Origin of the sequence: Duganella sp. Leaf61 (assembly GCF_001421905.1) — a bacterium.
Classification (GTDB): Bacteria; Pseudomonadota; Gammaproteobacteria; order Burkholderiales; family Burkholderiaceae_D; genus Rugamonas; species Rugamonas zoogloeoides.
The window spans coordinates 51,262-71,102 of record NZ_LMLM01000004.1; the positions used below are offsets into that span (position 1 = coordinate 51,262).

Below are 19,841 nucleotides of genomic sequence, written 5' to 3' on the forward strand. Positions count from 1 at the left end.
CACCCGGAAATCGGGACCATGCCAGCTCTTGAGCAAAAGCCTTGCCAGTGCTTGGGATCGCCGTGGAATCAAGTACTTGCGCGCGCGCGGCGCGTTTTAATACGATGAAGTGTAAAAAATTCCGTCACGCTTCAACCTGCGCGGCAGGTGCAGCCTTGAGGCGCCGCGCCGGCATGCCGCCCCACACCTCGCCGGCGCCGATCCGGGTATCCTTGGTGACCACCGCACCGGCCGAGACGATGGCATGGTCGCCGATATGCACCCCGGCCATGATGACTGCGGTGGCGCCGATGGTGACGGTATTGCCGATGACCACGGCCTTGAGTTCGAGCCGTTCGCCTTCGATCACGTGGGCGAAGATCACGGCGTCATGGCCGATGATGGTGTTGCTGCCGATGCGCGTGAGCGGCGGGTCGAGCAGCGCGCCGGCGCTATAGGTGTTCGTGCCCAGCCGCGCGCCCAGCGCCAGGTACACCAGCCGCATCAGCGGCACCGGCACCACGTGCGACCGTACCAGCGAGTTGAACAGCAGCAGGTAGAACAGCATGTTGACGTTGGCGATGAGCTCGTGTTGCGATCCCGGCGCCACGTCGCCTTCGCGCAGCGGCAGCAATCGCAAGAACAGGCGGTACACCACGAAGGCATACAGGTACAGCAGTAGCACGCCCGCCAACACGACCAGCACGCCGCGAAAGTCGCCCAGCGGCAGCAGCGCCAACCCCGCCGCACTGGTGACCGCCAGCGCCAGGCTTGCACACAACAGGCACAGGAACACAACGACATGATGAGAAGGAATCGCTCGCATGGTGGTCTGCTCGATGACAACTTGATGATGGTGGCGCGCTAGCGATTGCTCGTTGCTTGCCGGGTGAAGAACCGGTGTCGCTGGTTACGGCGCGATGATCAGCTCGGCCAGCGGCCGGCGCAGCGAGCGCGCCTGGGCCGGCGGCCCTGCGCCGATGCGCCCCATGAAGACGGCGCGTTCCCACACGGGCTTGCCCACCAGCTGCTCGGCCTCGCGCGACAGCGTGGCGGCCCGCTGCTGCATGCCGCGCGTGCCGGAAAATACCCGGCCGTCGCGCACGTATCGCGAGAAAATCAGGGGCGTCAGTTCCGGTTGCAACTGCAGGCCCAGCGACGTGGCCGTAAGCCAGAAACGCTGCATGGCGCGCCCGGCAGCAAGGTAGTCGGCAGTCCGGTGCGGGTGATGGAGCCCCGCCAGCACGAAGTGGGCGGCGCAGGCCTGGCCGGGGATCAGATCCATCTGCAACCGCGGCGCCACCGTGCCCGCCAGCCAAGTGTTAAAAAACTCGACACGGCGCCAGTCGTGCATCACCCAGCGCATCATTTTTGCCGTGAAGGGATCGACGCCAAGCGCGCGGTCGGGCATGCGATCGGCGCTGTGGCGCGCATTCCACTCGATCACGGCCAGGTGTACCTGGTGCGCCTCGGGCATGGTCAGCCGCAGCTTGGCATTGCGAAACATCAAGCCGGCCGCGGCCGTGCGCTGCTTTCCCTCCAGCCAGATGACCTCGTAGCCGCCCGGCAGCGTGGCGGTCAGTGCTGCCTTCTCGCTGGCCGTGAGCGCGCGCCGGCTCAGCGGCAGCCGCTGTACGCTGCGCGCCAGGATGTGCGCGGCCAGCGGATCGGGCGCCAGTGCCGCATGGTCGTTGAATTCGACGGTGAGCGTGGGGCGGTGGGCCGGCGCGTCCAGGTGGGGAACGATGCGGGTGGCCAAGCCGAATGTGCTGGCGGCAATCGCCATGGTCTCGAGCAGGGCGCCGATCGAGATCTGGCTCGGGTGGCCGTCGAGGTCATACACGCAATGGTCGCGCGTGTCGTGGCCGTGCACGACCAGCCGGCGCGCATCGAGTATCTCAAAACGCCACGGCTGGGTGTTGTCGCCGCTGGGCGCCCAGCGCGCCAGGTCGAGGATTTTTTCCAGCGTCGGATCAAGCTGGTGCGGCGGCTTCATGAGGTCGCCTCAGCCATGCGCCGGCGCGCCAGCATCATGGCAATACGCTGCAACGGATGGCGGTTGCCGCCGGGGCGGTAGGTGCGGGTGAGCTTGTTGCGGTAGGCGTCGAACTGGTAACCGTACGGCGCGGCCAGCACTTCGCCCCGGTTGAGCAGGATTTTCAACGCCTCGGTGGCGGCCGCACCGGCGCACAGCTCGCATCCCATGATGGTCGATGGGCCGCGCTGTTCCGCCAGGTTGATGGTGGACGGATCGACCAGGTAGTCGCCATGCAAGCCGGCCGGCGCCAGGCCGATCAGGAAGCGCAGCGCCTTTTCGCGCTCGGACAGGTCACCCCAGCAAAAATATTCCTCGAACGTCATCTGGCCCGGCAAAAAGTTGAGCACAGCGGTACCCATGCCCAGCGGGGCGGCGGTAATGGCGGGAATGTGGCGCGCCGCGCAGGCAGCAAAGGTGGCCTGGCGCGCCGCAAAGGCAAAGAAATCGAGGCCATCGACATACAGGTCCACGCCCAGCAAAAACTTGAGCAGGTTGTCTTCGTTGACGCCGTCGGTAAAGCTGACGATGTTGAGCTCGGGATTGATATCGCGCGCCATGCGCACCAGCACCTCGGCCTTTGGCTGGCCCAGCGTGGAGACGGTAGCGCCCACCTGGCGATTGAAATTGGCGACATCGAAGGTATCGAAATCGGCCACGTGAAAATTGCCGATGCCCAGGCGCGCCAGCGTGAGCAAATGCACGCCGCCAACACCGCCGAGCCCGGCTATCGCCACGCGCTTGTCGCGCAACACCGATTGCTCGGCATGGGTCACCCAGCCGATGTTACGGGCAAAGGCATTGTCATAGGAAAATGAGGATGTCATGTGTCTCCCGGAAGTAGCCATCTGTGTGGCTGAGCTTATTTGACGACGCACGCGCCAAAAAGTTCCCGGGGAAACGAAAAAAAAACGGCATTGCGAACAATGCCGTTTTGATTGATGCCGCAGCGCCTAGCAACAACCGCCGCGCTTGCCGGCCCCGCCGTAGCGGGCTTCCTGCCGCTCCTTGAAAAACTCCTCGTACGTCATCACCGGCTCGCCCGGATGGGTCACCTCCCGGTGGCTGACATACGTGTCGTAATCAGGCAGGCCCATCATCAGGCGCATGCTCTGCCCGAGGTAACGGCCGGCCTTGGCGATGTCGCCCAGCATGGTTACACCTTGGCCAGGACGAGTGGACTTTCGTTCACCGTCGGCAAGTTGTTGGCGCGCGCCTTCATCACGGTGCGGATGCCGAACACCAGCACGCTCAGCACGACGATCACGAAGAAGCCAGCCAGGCCCGCATCGAGGTAATCGTTGAAGACCACTTGCTGCATCTGCGCCAGCGACTTGGCCGGGGCCAGGATCTTGCCTTCGTCAATCGCTGCCTGGTACTTGGCCGCATGCGCCAGGAAACCGATTTTCGGATCGGCATGGAACATTTTCTGCCAGCCTGCGGTCAGCGTGCACAGCAGCAGCCAGATGGTCGGCACGATGGTCACCCATGCGTATTTGCCGCGCTTCATCTTGAACAGCACGCAGGTACCGAGCATCAGCGCGATGGCCGCCAGCATCTGGTTGGCGATACCGAACAGCGGCCACAAGGTGTTGATGCCGCCCAGCGGATCGACCACGCCCTGGTACAGGAAGTAGCCCCACGCTGCTACGCAGAGGCCGGTGGCGACCAGGTTGGCAAACGTGTTTTCGGTTTGTTTCATGGCCGGCACGAATGCACCCATCAAGTCTTGCAGCATGAAGCGGCCGGCGCGGGTGCCGGCATCGACGGCGGTGAGGATGAACAACGCCTCGAACAGGATCGCGAAGTGGTACCAGAACGCCATCATGGCCTGGCCGCCGATCACGCTCGACAGGATGTGGGCCATGCCCACCGCCAGGGTCGGCGCGCCACCGGCACGCGAAATGATGCTGTGCTCGCCAACGTCCTTGGCGGTTTGCACCAGCATTTCCGGCGTCACGTAGAAGCCCCATTGCGAAATGGCGGCAGCGGCGGACTCGGGCGTAGTGCCGATCAGCGCGGCCGGGCTGTTCATGGCGAAGTAGATGCCGGGCTCGATAGTTGAGGCGGCGACCAGCGCCATGATGGCCACGAACGATTCCATCAGCATGGCGCCGTAGCCGATGTAGCGGGCGTGGGTTTCGTTTTCGATCATCTTGGGCGTGGTGCCCGAAGCGATCAGCGCGTGGAAGCCGGACACGGCGCCGCAAGCGATGGTGATGAACAGGAACGGGAATAAAGTACCCGACCAGACCGGTCCGGTGCCGTCGATGAACTTGGTCATGGCCGGCATTTTCAGGTAAGGAGCCACCACGATAATGCCTACTGCAAGGCCGACAATGGTGCCGATCTTGAGGAAGGTGGACAGGTAGTCACGTGGCGCGAGCAGCAGCCACACCGGCAGCACCGACGCCACGAAGCCGTAGCCGATCAGCATCCAGGTCAGCTCGGTGCCGGTGAAGTCGAACATCGGCGCCAGGGCAGGATGTTCCTGCACGTACTGGCCGCCGAAGATGGCTGCCATCAGCAGCACAAAACCGATGATCGACACTTCGCCGATGCGGCCCACGCGGATAAAGCGCGAGTACACGCCCATGAACAGCGCGATCGGGATGGTGGCAATTACCGTGAAGCTGCCCCACGGCGAATGGGTGAGCGCTTTTACGACGATCAGCGCCAGCACGGCCAGAATGATCACCATGATCATGAAGGTGCCGAGCAGGGCGATCATGCCGGGAATTTGTCCCAGTTCGGATTTGATCAGGTCGCCCAGCGAGCGGCCGTCGCGGCGCATGGAAATGAACAGGACAATAAAATCCTGCACCGCGCCGGCAAACACCACACCCGCCAGGATCCACAGCATGCCGGGCAGGTAGCCCATCTGCGCGGCCAGTACCGGACCAACCAGCGGACCGGCGCCGGCAATGGCGGCAAAGTGGTGACCGAACAGCACGTTCTTGTTGGTGGGGACGTAGTCGAGGCCGTCATTGAGGCGTTGCGCCGGCGTCAGTCGCCTGGCATCGAGCCCGAGCACGTTCTTGGCGATGTACAGGCTGTAATAACGATAGGCGATCAGATAGACGCACACGGCGGCAATCACGATCCAGATGGCGCTGATCGACTCGCCGCGCTTCAAGGCAATAAAGCCCAGTGCGGAAGCGCCAAGCAAGGCGACGACGGCCCAGCCCAGCTTGGCGCTGAGTGTCTGGGGTGCGGTTGGAACAGGTGTCATGCTTCCTCCAAGGATGGGGGCTGCTCTTGCCAATTCGGCATCGCGGCAGCTTATGGCGAGTATTCACGAATTACATAATTGAAGCAAGCGCAGGATTACGCAGCTGTGTTGCGTATTTCTACGTAGGGGTGAGGGCGCGGGGAGGCGTAAAATCTCGGCTATACAAAATTCGATGGGACTACCCTCATGAAGTTGCGGCAAAAAGTCATCTTCCTGGCCATTACGCCGTTGATCTTCGCCCTGTGCGCCATCGCACTGGCGGTGCAGCACCAGTCCGCCTTGCTGGCGCAGCAGCAGCGCGACACCATCCAGCAAGCCTACCTGAGCAGCAAGGAGGCCGAACTCAAGCACTACGTGGCGCTGGCCACCCATTCGATCTCGCACCTGTACAACTCGGGCCGCAACGACGAGGCCACCCGCAACGAAGCCAAGCGCATCCTCGAATCGCTCAGCTATGGCGACGATGGCTATTTCTTCCTCTACGATATGCAGGGCAACACCCTGATGCATCCGCGCCAGCCCGACCTGGTGGGTAAAAACCTGTTCGAGATGCGCGATGCGCTGGGCCGCCCGACGATCCAGAACCTGCTGCAGCGCGCGCGCAAAGGTGGCGGTCTGGAGCGCTACATGTGGGTCAAGCCCTCGACCCAGAAAGCGGTGGCCAAGCTCGGCTACGTGATCGCCATGCCAAACTGGGGCTGGATGATGGGCACCGGCATTTATCTCGACGACGTCGATCGCGCGCTGGCGCAGATCGACACCCAGCAGTCCGGCAATATCCACAACACCATGCTGTGGATCGCCCTGATCGCAATTGCCGCCGCGCTGGTGGTGGCCGGCGCCGGCCTGGCCCTGAACGTCAGCGAACACCGGGTGGCCGACGCCAAACTCAAGGTGCTGGCGCAGCGCGTGGTGGAGTCGCAGGAAGAAGAGCGGGCCCGGCTGTCACGCGACCTGCACGATGGCATCAGCCAGTGGCTGGTGTCGATCAAGCTGCAGATCGAGGCCGGCATGATCCGCCTGGCGTCGCCGAAACCCGAGCAGCGCCAGGCCGCCACCGCCGTGTTCGAGCACGCGGCCGACCAATTGAGCAACGTGATGGGCGAGGTGCGCCGCATTTCGCACAACCTGCGCCCGGCCATTCTGGACGACCTGGGCCTGGCCGCCGCGCTGCACCACCTGGGCCAGGAGTACACGCTCAGTTCGGGAACCCCGGTACACTTCGATACCACGGGCGCGGTCGATGCCCTGTCGGACGTGGCCAATACCGTGCTGTTCCGGGTGGCGCAGGAAGCGCTCACCAACATCGAACGCCACGCCGGCGCCAGGCACATCGGCATCCGCCTGACCGGCACCGCCGCCGGGGTGACCTTGCGCATCAGCGACGACGGCAACGGTTTTGATGCGGAAAGCATCGCACTGCATCCCAAGCACGGCATCGGCCTGCGCAATATGATGGAACGGATGGACGCCATCGGCGGCCGTTTCGAGATCGTGTCGTCCACCGACGGCACCGTCCTCACGGCTTACGCCGCCTATAACAGCTGAATGACTATGACAACACCTATCAAAATCCTGCTGGTCGACGACCACCCCCTGGTACGCGACGGCCTGCGCGCCCGCCTGGAAGCGATGCCGCAATTCGAGGTGGTGGCCGAAGCCGGCGGCGCTGCCGAAGCGCTGGAGCAGGCGGGCCGCCACGCCATCGACCTGGTCCTCATGGACATCAATATGCGCGGCGCCAACGGCATCGAAGCGACCGCGCAGTTCAAGCAGGCGTTTCCCCGCATTGCCGTGCTGATCCTGTCCATGCACGACAAGCTCGAGTACGTGTCGCAGGCGATCCAGGCCGGCGCGCGCGGCTATGTACTGAAAGATGCGCCGGGCAAGGACATCGTGGTGGCGATCGAAACCGTGATGTCGGGCGGGATTTATTACAGTGCCGCGCTGGCGCGCCAGCTGGCCCAGCCGCAGAACCAGGACAATCAGCTGACCTCGCGTGAGCACGAAGTGCTGCGCCACATCGCCAATGGCGAATCGAACAAGCAGATCGCCCGCGCACTCGACTTGTCGGTGCGCACGGTGGAAACCCACCGCCTCAACATCAAGCGCAAGCTGGGCATCGAAGGGCAGGCCGAACTGATACGCTTTGCGGTGCAGCACGCGCAATAGTGTCTTGGATTTGTATGTATGCAACACTTTAGAGTCACTTTCCTAATAGTATTAAGCTCTTTCTAATATTCCGTGTTTCTGGGGCAATATCTGCTATATTCGGACTGCTTGGAAAAGAGCAATTGTGTAAAAATATAAAATGTTTCCCATCCTGTAAGTTGGCTCACTACTCGTCATATGGCACATCGCACAGGGTCCGAACAACGCGCGCCGAACCTTCAAAGAGAACTTGATGTCTGCGCCTGAAAATAAACCATTCCCGCTCGCGGAACTCCAGGCAGTCTCCGACGCCCGCTATGCCTGGGTGGCGCTGGTGCTCACCCCTGCCGGGCACGACGGTGCCGAAGTTACCGACCCGTTCCAGGACGCACTGACCCTGCTCAAAACCCCGGCGGTGTTCGACCTGCTGGCGCCGCTCGACGTGATCGTGCCGGTGGCCGCACCAGCCCGGCTGGAACTGTCGCAACTGTCCACCTTGCCGCCTAACCGCGTGATCCTGCGGGTGCCGGCCGCTGCCTGCGTCGATCCGGCGATACAGAAAAAACTGGCCACCCTGGCCGACGCCGGCTACCGCACCATGACCGACGGCGTGGCGCCGGGCTCGGCCGCCACCCTGTGCAGCGCCCGTTCGCTGATGGTCGATGCTTCCGTGGACTTGCCGCCGGTGGTGGCCCTGATCGGCCAGCCCGGCCCGCACCTGGCCACCAATATGCCCAGCGAAGCGCGCATTGTGGCTTGCGCCGAGGCCGGTTTCAGCTGGTTCATGGGCGACTTTGCCAGCAACCCGGACCACGACAACGCTGGCGACGGCACCTCGCGCAAGCGCCTGCTGGCGCTGCTGGGCTTGCTGGCGCGCGATGCCGATACGCGCGAGCTCGAAGTGCTGCTCAAGCAGGACCCGTCGCTGTCGTACCACCTGTTAAAACTGGTCAACTCGGCCGCGTTTGCGCTCAGTTCGCCCGTGCACAGCTTCAGCCAGGCCATCAACGTGCTGGGCCGGCGCCAGTTGCAGCGCTGGCTGCAACTGCTGCTGTACGCGCGCCAGCAGGACGACGGCCTGCCCAACCCGCTGCTGCCGCTGGCCGCCGTGCGCGCCGCGCAAATGGAAGCGCTGGTGCGCGCCCAGGGCGGCGACCGCGACCGGCAGGACATGGCGTTCGTGGCCGGCGTGTTTTCGCTGCTGGACCGCTTGCTCGGCATGGAGATGACCGAAATCGTCGCCGCCCTTAGCCTGGACCTGGACGTGGTGATGGCCTTGCTCGACCGCGCCGGCCCGCTGGGCGAACTGCTCAAGCTGGTGGAAGGCCACGACCGCGCCGCGCTGGCCCAGGCCGGCATCGATGCCGAAACATACTGGCAGACCCAGCTGGAAGCCCACCAGTGGGCGCTGCAGGTCAGCCGGAGCCTGTAACGACCATGCGCAGCCACCCCGTCACGGATTTCATCGCCAACAGCGCCGCCCTCTGCGACGCCGTGCTGCGACTGCGTGGCCACGCGCTGGTGGAGGAACTGGGCCGCATCGTGCGCAGCGTGACCGGCAGTCCGCTCGGCGAATATTTACCGGCCGACGCTGCGTCGCTGCTGGCCAAGCTGCCGGCGCCGGAAATCCACGCCGCCAACGACGCGCCGGTACCCACGCTCACCCAGGATATCTGGTTCGACAGCAAATACTTCGGCCGCTTCACCGTCTCGGGCCGCCTCGACTACAGCGACCTCGACCGCCAGCACCTGGCCAGCCTGGCCACGCTGACCGGCAGCGTGCTGCAAGTGCACTCGCTTGCCCAGCGCAGCACCCACGCGTACAGCCAGGTGGAAGCGAAGTTGCAGCACCAGGCGCAAATCCTCGACCACATCCACGAATCGGTGGTGACGATGGACATGAGCGGGTTCATCCTCAGCTGGAACAAGGGCGCCGAACGGCTGTTCGGCTACACCGCCGTGGAAGCGGTGGGCCGCAACATCCTGTTCCTGTACGAAGACGAAGACATGGGCTTCGACGACCCGTTCGTGGAGCAGGGCGGGCGCCTGATGGAAGTGCGCCGCAAAAAGAAATCGGGGGAAATTTTCTGGGCCAGCCTGTCGCTGTCGCCGCTGTGCGATGCCAACAGCCGCTCGGTGGGCCTGATCGCGTACCTGACCGACATCACCGAACGCAAGATGGCGGAAGAACGCATCCACCACCTTGCCTATTACGACGCGCTGACCAATCTGCCCAACCGCACCTTGCTGACCAAGCTGGTGGACCAGGCGCTGATGGTGGCCCAGCGCGGCCGCTTGCACGGCTGCGTGCTGTTCATCGACCTCAACCGTTTTAAGCTGATCAACGACACGCTCGGCCGCAGGATCGGCGACGCGCTGCTGTGCGAAGTGGCGCGCCGCTTCCGCACCGTGCTGCGCGACCAGGACCTGGTGGCCCGCCTGGGCGGCGACGAATTTGCCGTGGGCCTGTTCGACATCGGCCAGCATTTCGAAGCGAGCATGGTGGCGCAAAAGCTGCTGGCCACGCTCAACAGCCCGATCATCATCGACGGCCACGACCTGCGCGTGGGCGGCAGCGTGGGCATTAGCGTTTATCCGCAGGACGGCGACGACGCCGAAACCCTGCTGCGCCTGGCCGACATCGCCATGTACCGCGCCAAGCAGGAGGGCGGCAGCGACGGCGACCACGTGGCCTTCTACAGCCAGGACATGAACCAGGGCATGCAGGAACGCATGCGCATCGAATCCGGCTTGCGCGCCGCGCTCGGCAACGGCGAGCTGCTGCTGCACTACCAGCCCAAGTTCTGCATCGAGAACGGCAGGATCATCGGCGCCGAAGCACTGGTGCGCTGGCGCCACCCGGTGCGCGGCCTGGTACCGCCGTCCGAATTCATTCCGCTGGCCGAATCGACCGGCCTGGTGGTGCAAGTGGGGGAGTGGGTACTGGAAGCGGCCTGTGCCCAGGCCAAGCAATGGAAAGACGCCGGCCTGCCGCCGATCCGGCTGGCAGTCAATGTCTCCGCCCGCGAATTCACGTCATCGTTGCCGGGCCGGGTGCAGGACACGCTGGACCGCTACGGCCTCGAGCCTACCTGGCTGGAACTGGAGATCACCGAAAGCACGCTGATGCACAACATCGACCGCGTGATCGGCATCATGGACCGCATCACCGCCATTGGCGTCACGCTCTCGCTCGACGACTTCGGCACCGGCTACTCGAGCCTGTCGTACCTGAAGCGCTTCCCGATCGACACCCTGAAAATCGACCGGTCGTTCACCATCGGCCTGCCGAGCGACGCCAACGACTGCGCCATCGCCAACACCATCATCAGCATCGCCCAGCAGCTCAAGCACAAGGTGATTGCCGAAGGCGTGGAAACGGTGGAGCAACTGGCCTTCCTGAAAAACAGCGGCTGCGACGAAGTGCAGGGCTATCTGTTCGCCAAGCCGCTGGAGGCGGACGCCTTTGAGCAGGCGCTGCGCGAGAACTGGGCGCCGGGGCACGCCACGCGCGCCGCCTGAACCGGCGTCGCGCTGACAGCGCTGCGCCACCGGGTCGGCAGCGCTGGCGACAGATAACCTTGTTGCGCGCCTTCGTTACAGGTCCACCTTCATGCTCAGCTTGATCAGGCGCGGCGCGCCGGCGGCCAGCCGGGTACCGGCGCCGGCCCAGTACTGTTTGTCGCCCAGGTTTTCCACGTTGACCTGCCACGTGGTCTGCCGGCCCATCACCTGGTTGACATAACGCGCACCCGCGCTGAACAGCGTGACGCCGCCCAGGAATGCCTGGTTCAAATCGTTGACCGGGCGCGCACTGTAGTAATACGCGCCGCCATTGACCGACAGGCCGGGCACGGCATCGAACGCATACGACAGGAAGGTGCTGGCCGTGCGCTTGGACGCATTTTCCGGCGCCTTGCCGTTGTAGTCGGCGGTCGTGTGTTCGAACTGCGGGTTGAGCAGCTGGCCCGACGTCTGCCACGACAGCTGGCGCGTGAGCTTGCCCTGGGTGGAAATTTCCAGGCCCTGGTAATGCTGCTCGCCGTCGGCCACAAAATAGTTGGCGGCGTTGGTGTAATAGCCGGGGCGGCTGATATCGAACAGCGCGGCCGACACCAGCGTGCCGTTGGCGGTCAGCCAGCGCGTACCGAGCTCCTTCTGCTTGCTCACACCGGGCGCCATCTTGACGCTCTGGTTGACGGTGCCGGTAGGCCCCGTTTCGCCTTCCTCCAGGCCGCGCGCGGCGGACGCATAGAACGACAGCTGCGGCGACAGTTTGTAGATCAGCGACACCATCGGCGTGGTCTTGCTCACGTCGTAGTGGGTGGCGCCCTGGTCGCTCCGGTACGACGAGTGACGCACGCCCAGCACGCTTTGCCATTGCGGCGAGAACTCGATACGGTCGAGCGCATAGATACCCTGGTCGCGCGTTTTCAGCGCAGCCGTGGTGGGCGTGGCGGGCCTGGCGCCGAACACCACGCTCGAGAGCGGAATCGCCACCGGGTTGTACAGGTTTTGCGACGCGATCGTGTAGTTGCTCTGGTAGATGGGGTCCTGGGTTTTTTCGGTGCGGGCAACGCCCACCGTCAGCTCGTGCTTGAGCGGACCGGTCCGGAGATTGCCCACCACCTCGGCGCGCAGCAGGTCGGACCCGGTGACGCTGTGCTGCATATTGCCGGTAATGCGGCCGGCGCCGGTGGCCAGTGCAGCAGCGTTATTCAAACGGAAGATCGGCAGCGTGCGGTCGCGCGCGGTTTGCGAGTAGCCGGCCTCCACGGTCATGGCCCAGCCGTCGGCCAGCGCATAGTCGGCGCGCAACTGGGCATTGTTGGTCGTGGCTTCGAAGCGCGCCCAGTCCGGACCGATGAGCGCCTTCGGATCGACCGCGCGCGGCAACGTGATCACGCCATTGACAGCGGCAGGCAGCGCCACGCCCGCCTGCTCGGTCACGCGGCGCTGGTCATGTTCGAGATCGGCCTTGAGCAGCAGGCGGTTGGTCACGCGCCAGTCCAGCGCGGCCGAGACGAACTTGCGATTGCCATTGCCCACATCGCGCAGGTATGAGCCCAGCGTGCCACCGGCAGCATTGATGCGCACGCCAAACTGCTGCTGATCGCCAAAGCGGCGGCCCATATCGGCATTGGCTACCGCCGTACCGTTCTGGTCCACCGTCACGCCCACGCTGGTCACCGGCGTACCGCCCGCGCGCTTGGTGACAAAGTTGACCACGCCGGCCGGCGACGTAAAGCCGTAGTACAGGGCGGACGCGCCCTTGAGTACTTCCACTCGCTCCTTGTTTTCCATCGGCACCTGAGAGAAGTTCATGACGGGCATGGAGCCGTTCAGGCGGTAATTGGTACGGTTTTCCACCGCGATGCCGCGAATGACCAGTTGGTCCCAGGTGTCGCCACCGTTTTGCTGGCGCGTGACGCCAGCCGTGTTGCGCACCGCATCGTACAAGCCGCCCATCGCCTGCAATTCGATCAGCTCGCGCGTGACCACGTTGACGGTGGAAGGCACGTCCATGATGTTCGAACCGCGAAAGCTGCCGGCCTCGGTAGTGGTCGGCAGCAAGCCGTCGGCGCGGGCGCCGGTAATCTGCACCGCCTGCAACACCTGCATGTCGTCCGGTTGCGCTTGCGCCATCGCGAGGCCGGGCAGGCAGGCCAGGGGCAGGGCGTAGGTGAGCATGAAGTAGCGGGGGCGGAGGATCGGCGTCATGGTGGTTTTGTGGGTGGCAAGATAAAACGCACATGGTATAGAAAATGAGAACCATTCGCAATTGCGGTCGGTACGTAGGGCGTGGGGCGGTTTCGTCGCCAAAGCGGGACGAAATCTGTATAATGCCCCGCACTAGGAAGCGTGGCCGAGTGGTTGAAGGCAGCAGTCTTGAAAACTGCCGACGGTTTGCGCCGTTCGTGAGTTCGAATCTCACCGTTTCCGCCAGATGAAATGAATAAGCCCTTGATCTTCAAGGGCTTTTTCGTTTTTACGGGTATGCGTCAAGCATATTATTGCAGGTCAATTTCACAAATATTTTACAACTTGCGGAAACGGTTTCCGCAACTGCTTAATCAGAGAGGCAAAAAAGCTGAACGAGTTGTGCTCGGACTTTGGATCGTGATTTAGAGGGGCCGTGCCCGATAGATTCCTTTATTCACTATCGTCGTTACGAGAGATCAACTTGCGGACAAGCGCTTTCAAGCTAATAATTTCTTCCTTCAATTCTTCGATATCTTCGCTCTTCTCAGCACTATGAATTCTACGTTGAAGTACCAATATGTCGTCCTGCGGAATCGGCGGTACTGGTAAATCTTTGATTGCAGGCGTTAAATTTTGAATACGCGCTAACTCTTCTCTCATTGACGACAATGCGGTGGGCGAGTTAAGCATAAGTTGACTGCGAAATTTTTCTGCTTCGATGGCTTCATGCACCGCCTTCAAGCCCCCGTATGGCCGCAACAATGCTTCCATTCGTTCAACTTCTTTCTGAGCGTTGAGAAAAGCACTCGGCTTCGGGTGCATTAGTTCATATACTGATTTCAGTTGGGGGCCATATTTCCTGAGGAAGTCGTCGTCAAATGTACTCATTTTATAATCCTATTTAAATTCGATTTTGTAGTGAGAAATTCAAGATAGCATTAAAAAACTACAAAGTATATTCCCGACCTTGTGACCGTATCTTTTTCGCCGATCATCTGGTGGGCTTTACTCGTTCGCCAACTCTGCGATATACCCGCTTCGTGATATTCGTATTTGTGTGCCCCAGCAGCTTGCTGGCGTCATCCAAGCTTTCGATTTCGCTGGCTGCTTTCGGCCTGATGTCGCGGAACTGGAAGGCCTTAATGCGCTTGGCCAGGTCCGGTGCGCCCGCCGCTTCGGCCTCAGCGGATGCCGTAGCTCGCGCTTTCTCGAACCTATCGCGCAGCATCTTTGCAGTGACGTGCGTGCCGTTCGGCGTGCACACCAGGTGGCCGCTCATGCATTGCACCGGCCGATCCTTCAACTTTTCGATGAACAGGCCGAGATCCGTAAGGCCGGCAGCATTGCGTAGTTGGATGCGCAGCTTCTGGCCGCGCTTGCCTTGTGTCACCATCAACTCGTCGCCGCGTACGTGCTCCTTGCCCATCTTGATAACGTCAGCCGGCCGCTGGCCAGTCAGGTAGTTCAGGTCCATCGCATCCTGCAGCTCAATGACGCCGGCATCGTAGACGGCATCCCAAACGTCGGTCTCGGCGTAATAGTCGCGCGGGACCTCTTTGTTTTTGCGAATGCCAGTGCAGGGATTTTCGTTGGTCGTATAACCCCATTCTCGCGCCAGGTTGTAAATCGCCGACAGCACGGCAATCTCGCGGTTGGCGCGGATCTTAGCGGTACGCGCATCGCGGTACCGGGCGATGTCGGACGGCTTGATGGCGCTGATAGGGGCGTTAGCGAAGGCGCCGCGCAGCTGCTTGATGCACTTCATGTATTCAGCCTGCGTGCGGACTCCTAGTCCGGGCAGCACCTGCTTGACGTACTGATCGATGGCATAGCCCACGAGCGTAGCATCGGCCGGCGGCGGCGTGCCCTCGAGCTCTGCCCATTTGCGCTTCGCTGCCTGAAGGTCGGTGCCGAGCGGGATCTCCTGGCGCTCGCCCGTGGCGTTGCGGCCGTTGTAGTAGTAGCCGACCCACACCTTGCCCGACGCCAGTTTGCGGCGCCGTGCCAGCATGCGCGGGGGCAGCTTCATTCCGGTAGTTTTCGGTCGCATCGTTTATCGGACCTTCGAAACATCGAGCTGCCATCCGTCAGCCGCGCCGGCCAGCGTCGAGGGGTTGATGCCTGCCAGTCGCATGCGGGCGTACAACCGGCCAACCACTGGTGTGCCGGCGCGGTTCTTGAAAAACACCCAGCGATTACTCGTAAGCCAGTCTACCTGGTCGCTCTTGCGTGCGCAGCCTGAGATCTCACCGAGTTCGTCCGGAGACAGGGTCTCCGATTGAATTGGCACTTCGAATATTGCGGTCATGGTGAGCTCTCTATTCTTCGATCTGAGTGGCGTTGGCCGGAAGATGATCGGCGAGATAGACGGGCACAATCCGGTAGCCGGTGTCAGGGGAATCGTTGAGGCCGTTGACCTCAACAGCCAGCGCGGCCGGGTCGCCGGCAACGCAGTTCTCATCGATGTGCGCCTCGCCGTCAGGGCCTTGAATGGCGTACATGAAGGGGCGTAGCTTCCCCGCTTTCAGCTGCTCAACTGCAGCAATCAGGTTTTCCAATTTGACCAGTGGGATTGCTACCATTTGGGTGGGGGGCGTGGTGCTATTTTGTGCTTTGTTCATCGTGCTCTCCAGCGCCGCGCGGCGCATCTTTTCAAGTAATTTCCGGCGCCAGCGATACCGCGGCAGGCGCCAATGGGTCAGGGCTTCCGGCCAAGTACACGACGGCATCGACGCTGCCGCCCGACAGGCTAAACGTGATCGTGTGAATGAAACCCTTACGATCGTTGTGCATCACCGGGTGGCAGGTCTGCAGCGCGTGCAGCAGCACCCGGTTGTGGCGCGCTGCTGCCTCCAGCTTGCTGAGCGCCACGCTGGGCGCTTCGTCGCAACTGCCCATGGCCTAGTTCCAGCTGTGGATGATCAGGACCACCAGGGCGGCGTAGTAGGCCAGCTCGGCGGCGATCTTGGCGCGCCGGCTCATGGCGTCGCCGTGTCCGGTTGGTTGAATGCGGCAACCGCTTCCGCCGGCGCGTGCGCGCGCAGCGTGATGTGAACTGCTCCGGCGCGCCGACCTTCCATAATGCCGTGCGCGGCCAGCCGCTCCTTGGCGCTCAAGTTCCGCCACTTCGATACGGAGTGGTCACCGAACCAGATCGCTTGCGGCCCGTCAGCCTGGGATGGGCCAAACGAGAAGCCGCGATCGCGCAGCCATTTGTCGGCGGCAAGCTGCGCGCCGAAGTCATCACCGGCGATCGCCTCGAAAATTTTCCTGTTGGTGCTCATGCCTTTGCCTCCCCGCCCAGGGCCTCGACCACGTCGGCCAGCATCTTCGCCAGCTCGGCGGTCATCAGCATCATGTCGCCGTCGAAGCGCTCGTCGCCGTTGCGGATGCTCGACTCCTTTTCCTGCAGCACGTCGAGCGGCTTCACCGACTTGATCGCCAGCTTCTCGTCCAGCACGAACGAAATCTTGCTGTCCCAAGTCAGCGCCAGGCGCGTGCACTGCTTGCCGGCCTCGATGTGGCGGCCCACGTCGGCAGGTTCGAGCGTATGGCGTTTGTAGGCCACCTGCGCCTTGCTCTCGCCGGCCGCGCGCAGCGTCGCGTCCATGTCCACGGTGAAGCCGGCCGGCGCCTCGTCGGCTTCGAGCCACGAGGTCATCACGCCCACCGGGGAACGCTGCACGCGCAGGCTCTCCACCGGCAGCTTATCGACGGCCTTGAGCAGCAGCTTGAGCACTTCGTCGGCGCGGCTCGGCGAGGACGTATCCACCACCAGCCAGCCATTCACCGGATCGATCCACACCCAGGTGCTTGTCTTCGTCGAGAACGCGCGCGGCAGCAGCTCGTTTGCCACGCGCTCCTTCAAGTCCTTCATGGCCTTCTTGCCCGGCGCGAATCCCTGGGCCTCTTCCATTTCGGCGGCGCGCGCCTTCGCCACTTGGTTGATCACGCTGGCCGGCAGCAGCTTCTTCTCGGTCGTGAGCATCAGCAGGAACTGGCGGTTGACGACGTGGACCAGGTCGCTGCCCGGGCGCGGCTGATCCCATCCCTGGCGCAACAGCTCATTGCTGGCGGCCGGCACGAAGGAGTGGGGCGCCAGCGCAGCGTTGAGCTCGTCGGCAGTCTTTGCCCATGGGGCGGGCAGGCGGTACACCTGCAGGTTTTTGAACCAGGACATTGCGTCTCCTACGTGGTGGTGTTGAGAAGCCGCTCCATGCGTGCGGCAGCTGCGGCCTCGGCGTGCAGGGCCGCCGCCAGCTCGCGATCGAGCCGAGCGGTGCGTTGTGTGCTGCGGCGGTAGGCGCGCGCGGCAGCGCGGATGTTCCGCGTAGTGGTGAAGCCGGTGATGAGGCTCTTCATGGCTGCACCATCGCGGTCACGCCCAGGACCTCGCCGGTGTAGGCGGCATCAAGGATTTGGCCGAGGTCACCGGTCTCGGTGTAAGTGCGCGCGCCGGTGGCGGTGCGCTCAGTGATGAGGTAGGTCATGCGGCACCTGCTGCGGCAGGTTGGGGCGGCTGGACGATGGCGTAGATCGCGGCGCCCAGTGCTTCATCACCAGCGCCGCGAAGGGCGCCGGCCAAGCAGGCGACGAAACAGGAAGCGCGCACCATGCTGCGGTCTTCCGTGGCCGGATCTCCGAACATTGCGAGCGCAGTTTTGAGGGCACCGACGTAATCGGGCTGAGGTAAAACGTGCGGGTGGGGTGGTGCTGAGACTGTTGCTGTTGCGGTGTTCATCCATTCCTCCATCGGTAGGTGTCGATGGAGGAATATTAAGTTAGCTTCACATAAAAATCAAGATAACTTAATTTATTTATGTTGTGAAATTCAGGCTATACGCCTGTTGTTGCAAATTCGTAACTTCATTTGGACTTTTTCATCAGTGTGTCGCCGTAAACGGTGTCGCATCCTCGGCCTCGCTCGCCTGGGAATACGCGCTCGCAGTCCGCACGAGCCGAAATGGCCGCCCGCTCTGCCGGGGATGACGCTATATAGGGCAGGGCAAAAAACGCAGCTACGAGAACGAGGGGTATCACAATCCACCACCTTGTTCTAGGAACTTTTGCACCGCATTTCATGCAGGCTTTTGCAGAAGCCGCCACCTCGTTACCGCATTCTTTGCACGATATCAACGCCACGTAAACTCCTTAAAAGTGGTCGCCTTCGCGACGAACGACTCGGCCAATTATGATGCACTCTGTTCCCCTGCATTGGCGGCGATAAAAGCGCCGCTGATCGGCGTTGTCCGACATAAGCCACCACTGACCTGCGTCTCGAGAAAGACGCTTAACAACCGATTCGCCATCGTAGTTCACAGCGAACACTCCATTATCTGTAGGCTTTTTGTCCGCAAGGTTAATGACGATGGTGTCGCCCTCGTAAAAGGTCGGCTCCATACTTTCACCTTTGACCTCCATAGAAATGAGCTGGGATGGCGTAAAACCCCGGCGGTCTACCCATGTTTTAGCGAGTCCAATCGTGCCTCCGTCAGCCATTTCTGGCTCCGCCTGAAATCCTGTCATGCCAGCTCTAAGCTTCAACTTTACAAATGGGATTCGATATGTGTCCGAGCTGTCATCGTCAACTGCTACCACCCGCCTCGAGCCAGGGAACATTTCAAGTACTGATTCGATCGGCAATGCTGAGCCTTCCCCTTTTTCCAGCCATATGGGATCGACACCAAGGAAGTCCCCAACCTTTCGGGCCTGCTCAGCGTTTATGCCGTTGGTGTCGGCAAACCAATAACCAGCCGCAGAAGGGGACACCCCAGCGGCTTTAGCGATTTGCGACTGAGGGATTTTTTTGAGGTCTGGACTACCAGCCAATTTGCGCTCGATCGCCCAGCGCAGTCGTTCAGATAACAGGTTTGAATTCATTTAGCTAGCTTAACAAGCAAATCATAAAGATGGCTTTACAATGAAGTGAAGTTGTCTTAATATTTGCCCATGGATACACGGACAACGATTAAACGACTGGGCGGAGGAGCGAAGGTAGCTGCCCTTTGTCAAGTAACGCCAGCAGCGGTCTCCCAGTGGATCGTAAATGGCATCCCTCCGGCGCGCTTGATGTACCTCAAGTTGGCACGGCCGGAAGCGTTCGACCAACCAGAACGCCCGGCAGCACCTCCCACCAAATAATTTACAGCAAGAAACCTAATGTGCTTCGTCACGTCCATATTGTTTCCCCTAGGGATTTGTTGTTCTGTTGGTGCGAAATAATTATTTAATTATTACATTGTTTTTTAGAAACTTACTCATTTGTTTTTAGGTCAACACATGAACATCCGCGACGCCATTTATCAAACCGTTCACCGCGCCGCCGGCGGTGTCGAGGCTTTGGCCGTCCGCATGGGACTGCGCGTGCAGATCCTCCGCAACAAAGCCAACCCGAACAGCGCGACGAACTACCTCAGCCCGCTCGAGCTTGATGCACTCATGGAGCTTACTGGCGACTACGCCGTGCTCCATGCGCTGGCGCAAAACCACGGCCACGTGTGCCTGCGCATGGACATTGAATCCGCGCCTTCCGACATGGCCGTGCTCGAGCTGGTTGCCAAAGCGTGGTCGGCGAGCAGCGACGTCGGCGCCGAGGTGTATGCCGCGCTGGCCGACGGCATCGTGGAGGCGCATGAGCTCGAGCGAGTTAAGGCAAAGGTCTACCACACCAACAAGGCAATGAACGAGTTGCTGCGCCGTCTCGAAGGCATGGCTGAAAAATGATTTACCCACCACCAGGAG

At 61.9% G+C, this 19,841-nt stretch carries 23 protein-coding genes and 1 tRNA gene; 6 read left to right on the plus strand and 18 right to left on the minus strand.

Annotation, left to right across the window (positions count from 1 at the left end; genetic code table 11):
* Positions 1–124: 124 nt before the first annotated feature.
* The 5 genes from ASF04_RS06680 to ASF04_RS06700 all read right to left on the minus strand — a co-directional run bounded on the left by ASF04_RS06680 (position 125) and on the right by ASF04_RS06700 (position 5,246).
* A complete protein-coding gene (locus ASF04_RS06680) occupies positions 125–805 on the minus strand; it encodes a DapH/DapD/GlmU-related protein (protein WP_056139276.1) in 681 nt (226 codons plus the stop codon).
* Between the two features lie 84 nt (positions 806–889).
* Complete coding sequence (locus ASF04_RS06685) at positions 890–1,975, minus strand: nitroreductase family protein (RefSeq protein WP_056139278.1); 1,086 nt, start codon at positions 1,973–1,975, stop codon at positions 890–892.
* Entirely contained in the window at positions 1,972–2,841 is an 870-nt protein-coding gene (locus ASF04_RS06690; RefSeq protein WP_056139280.1) for a ThiF family adenylyltransferase, read from the minus strand. The genes ASF04_RS06685 and ASF04_RS06690 overlap by 4 nt, the downstream gene beginning before the upstream one ends.
* Positions 2,842–2,967: 126 nt before the next feature.
* On the minus strand, positions 2,968–3,168 hold the full coding sequence (locus ASF04_RS06695; protein WP_019922558.1) for a YbdD/YjiX family protein: 201 nt from the start codon (positions 3,166–3,168) through the stop codon (positions 2,968–2,970).
* A gap of 2 nt (positions 3,169–3,170) precedes the next feature.
* Positions 3,171–5,246: a carbon starvation CstA family protein gene (locus ASF04_RS06700; protein WP_056139282.1), complete on the minus strand. Its 2,076-nt coding sequence runs from the start codon at positions 5,244–5,246 to the stop codon at positions 3,171–3,173.
* A 186-nt stretch (positions 5,247–5,432) separates the two neighbouring features.
* On the opposite strand from ASF04_RS06700, the gene ASF04_RS06705 reads away from it, so the two are divergent.
* From ASF04_RS06705 to ASF04_RS06720, 4 genes are all read left to right on the plus strand, one after another.
* A complete protein-coding gene (locus tag ASF04_RS06705) occupies positions 5,433–6,794 on the plus strand; it encodes a cache domain-containing protein (protein ID WP_056139284.1) in 1,362 nt (453 codons plus the stop codon).
* A 6-nt stretch (positions 6,795–6,800) separates the two neighbouring features.
* Positions 6,801–7,418, plus strand: coding sequence for a response regulator transcription factor (locus ASF04_RS06710; RefSeq protein ID WP_152881485.1), 618 nt, complete (start codon positions 6,801–6,803; stop codon positions 7,416–7,418).
* A gap of 232 nt (positions 7,419–7,650) precedes the next feature.
* Positions 7,651–8,829, plus strand: coding sequence for an EAL and HDOD domain-containing protein (locus tag ASF04_RS06715; RefSeq protein ID WP_056139286.1), 1,179 nt, complete (start codon positions 7,651–7,653; stop codon positions 8,827–8,829).
* A gap of 5 nt (positions 8,830–8,834) precedes the next feature.
* Positions 8,835–10,919 (plus strand): bifunctional diguanylate cyclase/phosphodiesterase, encoded by a 2,085-nt coding sequence (locus ASF04_RS06720; protein WP_056139288.1) that lies wholly within the window; start codon positions 8,835–8,837, stop codon positions 10,917–10,919.
* Between the two features lie 75 nt (positions 10,920–10,994).
* Here ASF04_RS06720 and ASF04_RS06725 read toward each other — a convergent pair whose 3' ends face one another.
* Complete coding sequence (locus ASF04_RS06725; RefSeq protein ID WP_056139290.1) at positions 10,995–13,118, minus strand: TonB-dependent siderophore receptor; 2,124 nt, start codon at positions 13,116–13,118, stop codon at positions 10,995–10,997.
* Between the two features lie 135 nt (positions 13,119–13,253).
* On the opposite strand from ASF04_RS06725, the gene ASF04_RS06730 reads away from it, so the two are divergent.
* A tRNA-Ser gene (locus ASF04_RS06730) sits at positions 13,254–13,343 on the plus strand.
* Positions 13,344–13,550: 207 nt separating this feature from the next.
* On the opposite strand, the gene ASF04_RS06735 is transcribed toward ASF04_RS06730, so the two are convergent.
* From ASF04_RS06735 to ASF04_RS06770, 12 genes are all read right to left on the minus strand, one after another.
* Positions 13,551–13,988 (minus strand): hypothetical protein, encoded by a 438-nt coding sequence (locus tag ASF04_RS06735; protein WP_056139291.1) that lies wholly within the window; start codon positions 13,986–13,988, stop codon positions 13,551–13,553.
* Between the two features lie 103 nt (positions 13,989–14,091).
* Complete coding sequence (locus ASF04_RS06740; RefSeq protein ID WP_200931070.1) at positions 14,092–15,129, minus strand: hypothetical protein; 1,038 nt, start codon at positions 15,127–15,129, stop codon at positions 14,092–14,094.
* 24 nt (positions 15,130–15,153) lie between these two features.
* On the minus strand, positions 15,154–15,408 hold the full coding sequence (locus ASF04_RS06745; RefSeq protein ID WP_056139295.1) for a DUF4224 domain-containing protein: 255 nt from the start codon (positions 15,406–15,408) through the stop codon (positions 15,154–15,156).
* A gap of 10 nt (positions 15,409–15,418) precedes the next feature.
* Positions 15,419–15,721, minus strand: a complete 303-nt coding sequence (locus tag ASF04_RS06750) for a hypothetical protein (RefSeq protein WP_156368549.1) — start codon at positions 15,719–15,721, stop codon at positions 15,419–15,421.
* 31 nt (positions 15,722–15,752) lie between these two features.
* Positions 15,753–15,998, minus strand: coding sequence for a hypothetical protein (locus ASF04_RS06755; protein WP_056139299.1), 246 nt, complete (start codon positions 15,996–15,998; stop codon positions 15,753–15,755).
* Between the two features lie 80 nt (positions 15,999–16,078).
* A complete protein-coding gene (locus ASF04_RS06760) occupies positions 16,079–16,384 on the minus strand; it encodes a hypothetical protein (protein WP_056139301.1) in 306 nt (101 codons plus the stop codon).
* Complete coding sequence (locus ASF04_RS06765; protein ID WP_056139303.1) at positions 16,381–17,280, minus strand: recombination-associated protein RdgC; 900 nt, start codon at positions 17,278–17,280, stop codon at positions 16,381–16,383. The genes ASF04_RS06760 and ASF04_RS06765 overlap by 4 nt, the downstream gene beginning before the upstream one ends.
* A gap of 8 nt (positions 17,281–17,288) precedes the next feature.
* A complete protein-coding gene (locus ASF04_RS27355) occupies positions 17,289–17,462 on the minus strand; it encodes a hypothetical protein (RefSeq protein WP_156368550.1) in 174 nt (57 codons plus the stop codon).
* The gene (locus ASF04_RS28455; RefSeq protein ID WP_255360904.1) at positions 17,459–17,590 is read right to left on the minus strand and encodes a hypothetical protein; all 132 of its coding nucleotides are present in this window, start codon (positions 17,588–17,590) and stop codon (positions 17,459–17,461) included. Before ASF04_RS28455 ends, ASF04_RS27355 begins: the two co-directional genes overlap by 4 nt.
* Complete coding sequence (locus tag ASF04_RS27360; RefSeq protein ID WP_156368551.1) at positions 17,587–17,841, minus strand: hypothetical protein; 255 nt, start codon at positions 17,839–17,841, stop codon at positions 17,587–17,589. The genes ASF04_RS28455 and ASF04_RS27360 overlap by 4 nt, the downstream gene beginning before the upstream one ends.
* 125 nt (positions 17,842–17,966) lie before the next feature.
* Complete coding sequence (locus ASF04_RS28680; protein WP_156368552.1) at positions 17,967–18,242, minus strand: zinc-ribbon domain-containing protein; 276 nt, start codon at positions 18,240–18,242, stop codon at positions 17,967–17,969.
* A 9-nt stretch (positions 18,243–18,251) separates the two neighbouring features.
* Positions 18,252–18,980 (minus strand): S24 family peptidase, encoded by a 729-nt coding sequence (locus tag ASF04_RS06770; protein ID WP_082488594.1) that lies wholly within the window; start codon positions 18,978–18,980, stop codon positions 18,252–18,254.
* Between the two features lie 399 nt (positions 18,981–19,379).
* Between ASF04_RS06770 and ASF04_RS06775 the strand changes: the two genes are divergently transcribed.
* The gene (locus ASF04_RS06775; RefSeq protein ID WP_056139308.1) at positions 19,380–19,823 is read left to right on the plus strand and encodes a phage regulatory CII family protein; all 444 of its coding nucleotides are present in this window, start codon (positions 19,380–19,382) and stop codon (positions 19,821–19,823) included.
* Positions 19,824–19,841 lie beyond the last annotated feature (18 nt).

Coding starts and splice junctions, on each gene's coding strand:
- ASF04_RS06680 (WP_056139276.1), bottom strand. CDS start 805: ATGCGAGCGATTCCTTCTCATCATGTCGTTGTGTTCCTGTGCCTGTTG.
- ASF04_RS06685 (WP_056139278.1), bottom strand. CDS start 1,975: ATGAAGCCGCCGCACCAGCTTGATCCGACGCTGGAAAAAATCCTCGAC.
- ASF04_RS06690 (WP_056139280.1), bottom strand. CDS start 2,841: ATGACATCCTCATTTTCCTATGACAATGCCTTTGCCCGTAACATCGGC.
- ASF04_RS06695 (WP_019922558.1), bottom strand. CDS start 3,168: ATGCTGGGCGACATCGCCAAGGCCGGCCGTTACCTCGGGCAGAGCATG.
- ASF04_RS06700 (WP_056139282.1), bottom strand. CDS start 5,246: ATGACACCTGTTCCAACCGCACCCCAGACACTCAGCGCCAAGCTGGGC.
- ASF04_RS06705 (WP_056139284.1), top strand. CDS start 5,433: ATGAAGTTGCGGCAAAAAGTCATCTTCCTGGCCATTACGCCGTTGATC.
- ASF04_RS06710 (WP_152881485.1), top strand. CDS start 6,801: ATGACAACACCTATCAAAATCCTGCTGGTCGACGACCACCCCCTGGTA.
- ASF04_RS06715 (WP_056139286.1), top strand. CDS start 7,651: ATGTCTGCGCCTGAAAATAAACCATTCCCGCTCGCGGAACTCCAGGCA.
- ASF04_RS06720 (WP_056139288.1), top strand. CDS start 8,835: ATGCGCAGCCACCCCGTCACGGATTTCATCGCCAACAGCGCCGCCCTC.
- ASF04_RS06725 (WP_056139290.1), bottom strand. CDS start 13,118: ATGACGCCGATCCTCCGCCCCCGCTACTTCATGCTCACCTACGCCCTG.
- ASF04_RS06735 (WP_056139291.1), bottom strand. CDS start 13,988: ATGAGTACATTTGACGACGACTTCCTCAGGAAATATGGCCCCCAACTG.
- ASF04_RS06740 (WP_200931070.1), bottom strand. CDS start 15,129: ATGAAGCTGCCCCCGCGCATGCTGGCACGGCGCCGCAAACTGGCGTCG.
- ASF04_RS06745 (WP_056139295.1), bottom strand. CDS start 15,408: ATGACCGCAATATTCGAAGTGCCAATTCAATCGGAGACCCTGTCTCCG.
- ASF04_RS06750 (WP_156368549.1), bottom strand. CDS start 15,721: ATGAACAAAGCACAAAATAGCACCACGCCCCCCACCCAAATGGTAGCA.
- ASF04_RS06755 (WP_056139299.1), bottom strand. CDS start 15,998: ATGGGCAGTTGCGACGAAGCGCCCAGCGTGGCGCTCAGCAAGCTGGAG.
- ASF04_RS06760 (WP_056139301.1), bottom strand. CDS start 16,384: ATGAGCACCAACAGGAAAATTTTCGAGGCGATCGCCGGTGATGACTTC.
- ASF04_RS06765 (WP_056139303.1), bottom strand. CDS start 17,280: ATGTCCTGGTTCAAAAACCTGCAGGTGTACCGCCTGCCCGCCCCATGG.
- ASF04_RS27355 (WP_156368550.1), bottom strand. CDS start 17,462: ATGAAGAGCCTCATCACCGGCTTCACCACTACGCGGAACATCCGCGCT.
- ASF04_RS28455 (WP_255360904.1), bottom strand. CDS start 17,590: ATGACCTACCTCATCACTGAGCGCACCGCCACCGGCGCGCGCACTTAC.
- ASF04_RS27360 (WP_156368551.1), bottom strand. CDS start 17,841: ATGAACACCGCAACAGCAACAGTCTCAGCACCACCCCACCCGCACGTT.
- ASF04_RS06770 (WP_082488594.1), bottom strand. CDS start 18,980: ATGAATTCAAACCTGTTATCTGAACGACTGCGCTGGGCGATCGAGCGC.
- ASF04_RS06775 (WP_056139308.1), top strand. CDS start 19,380: ATGAACATCCGCGACGCCATTTATCAAACCGTTCACCGCGCCGCCGGC.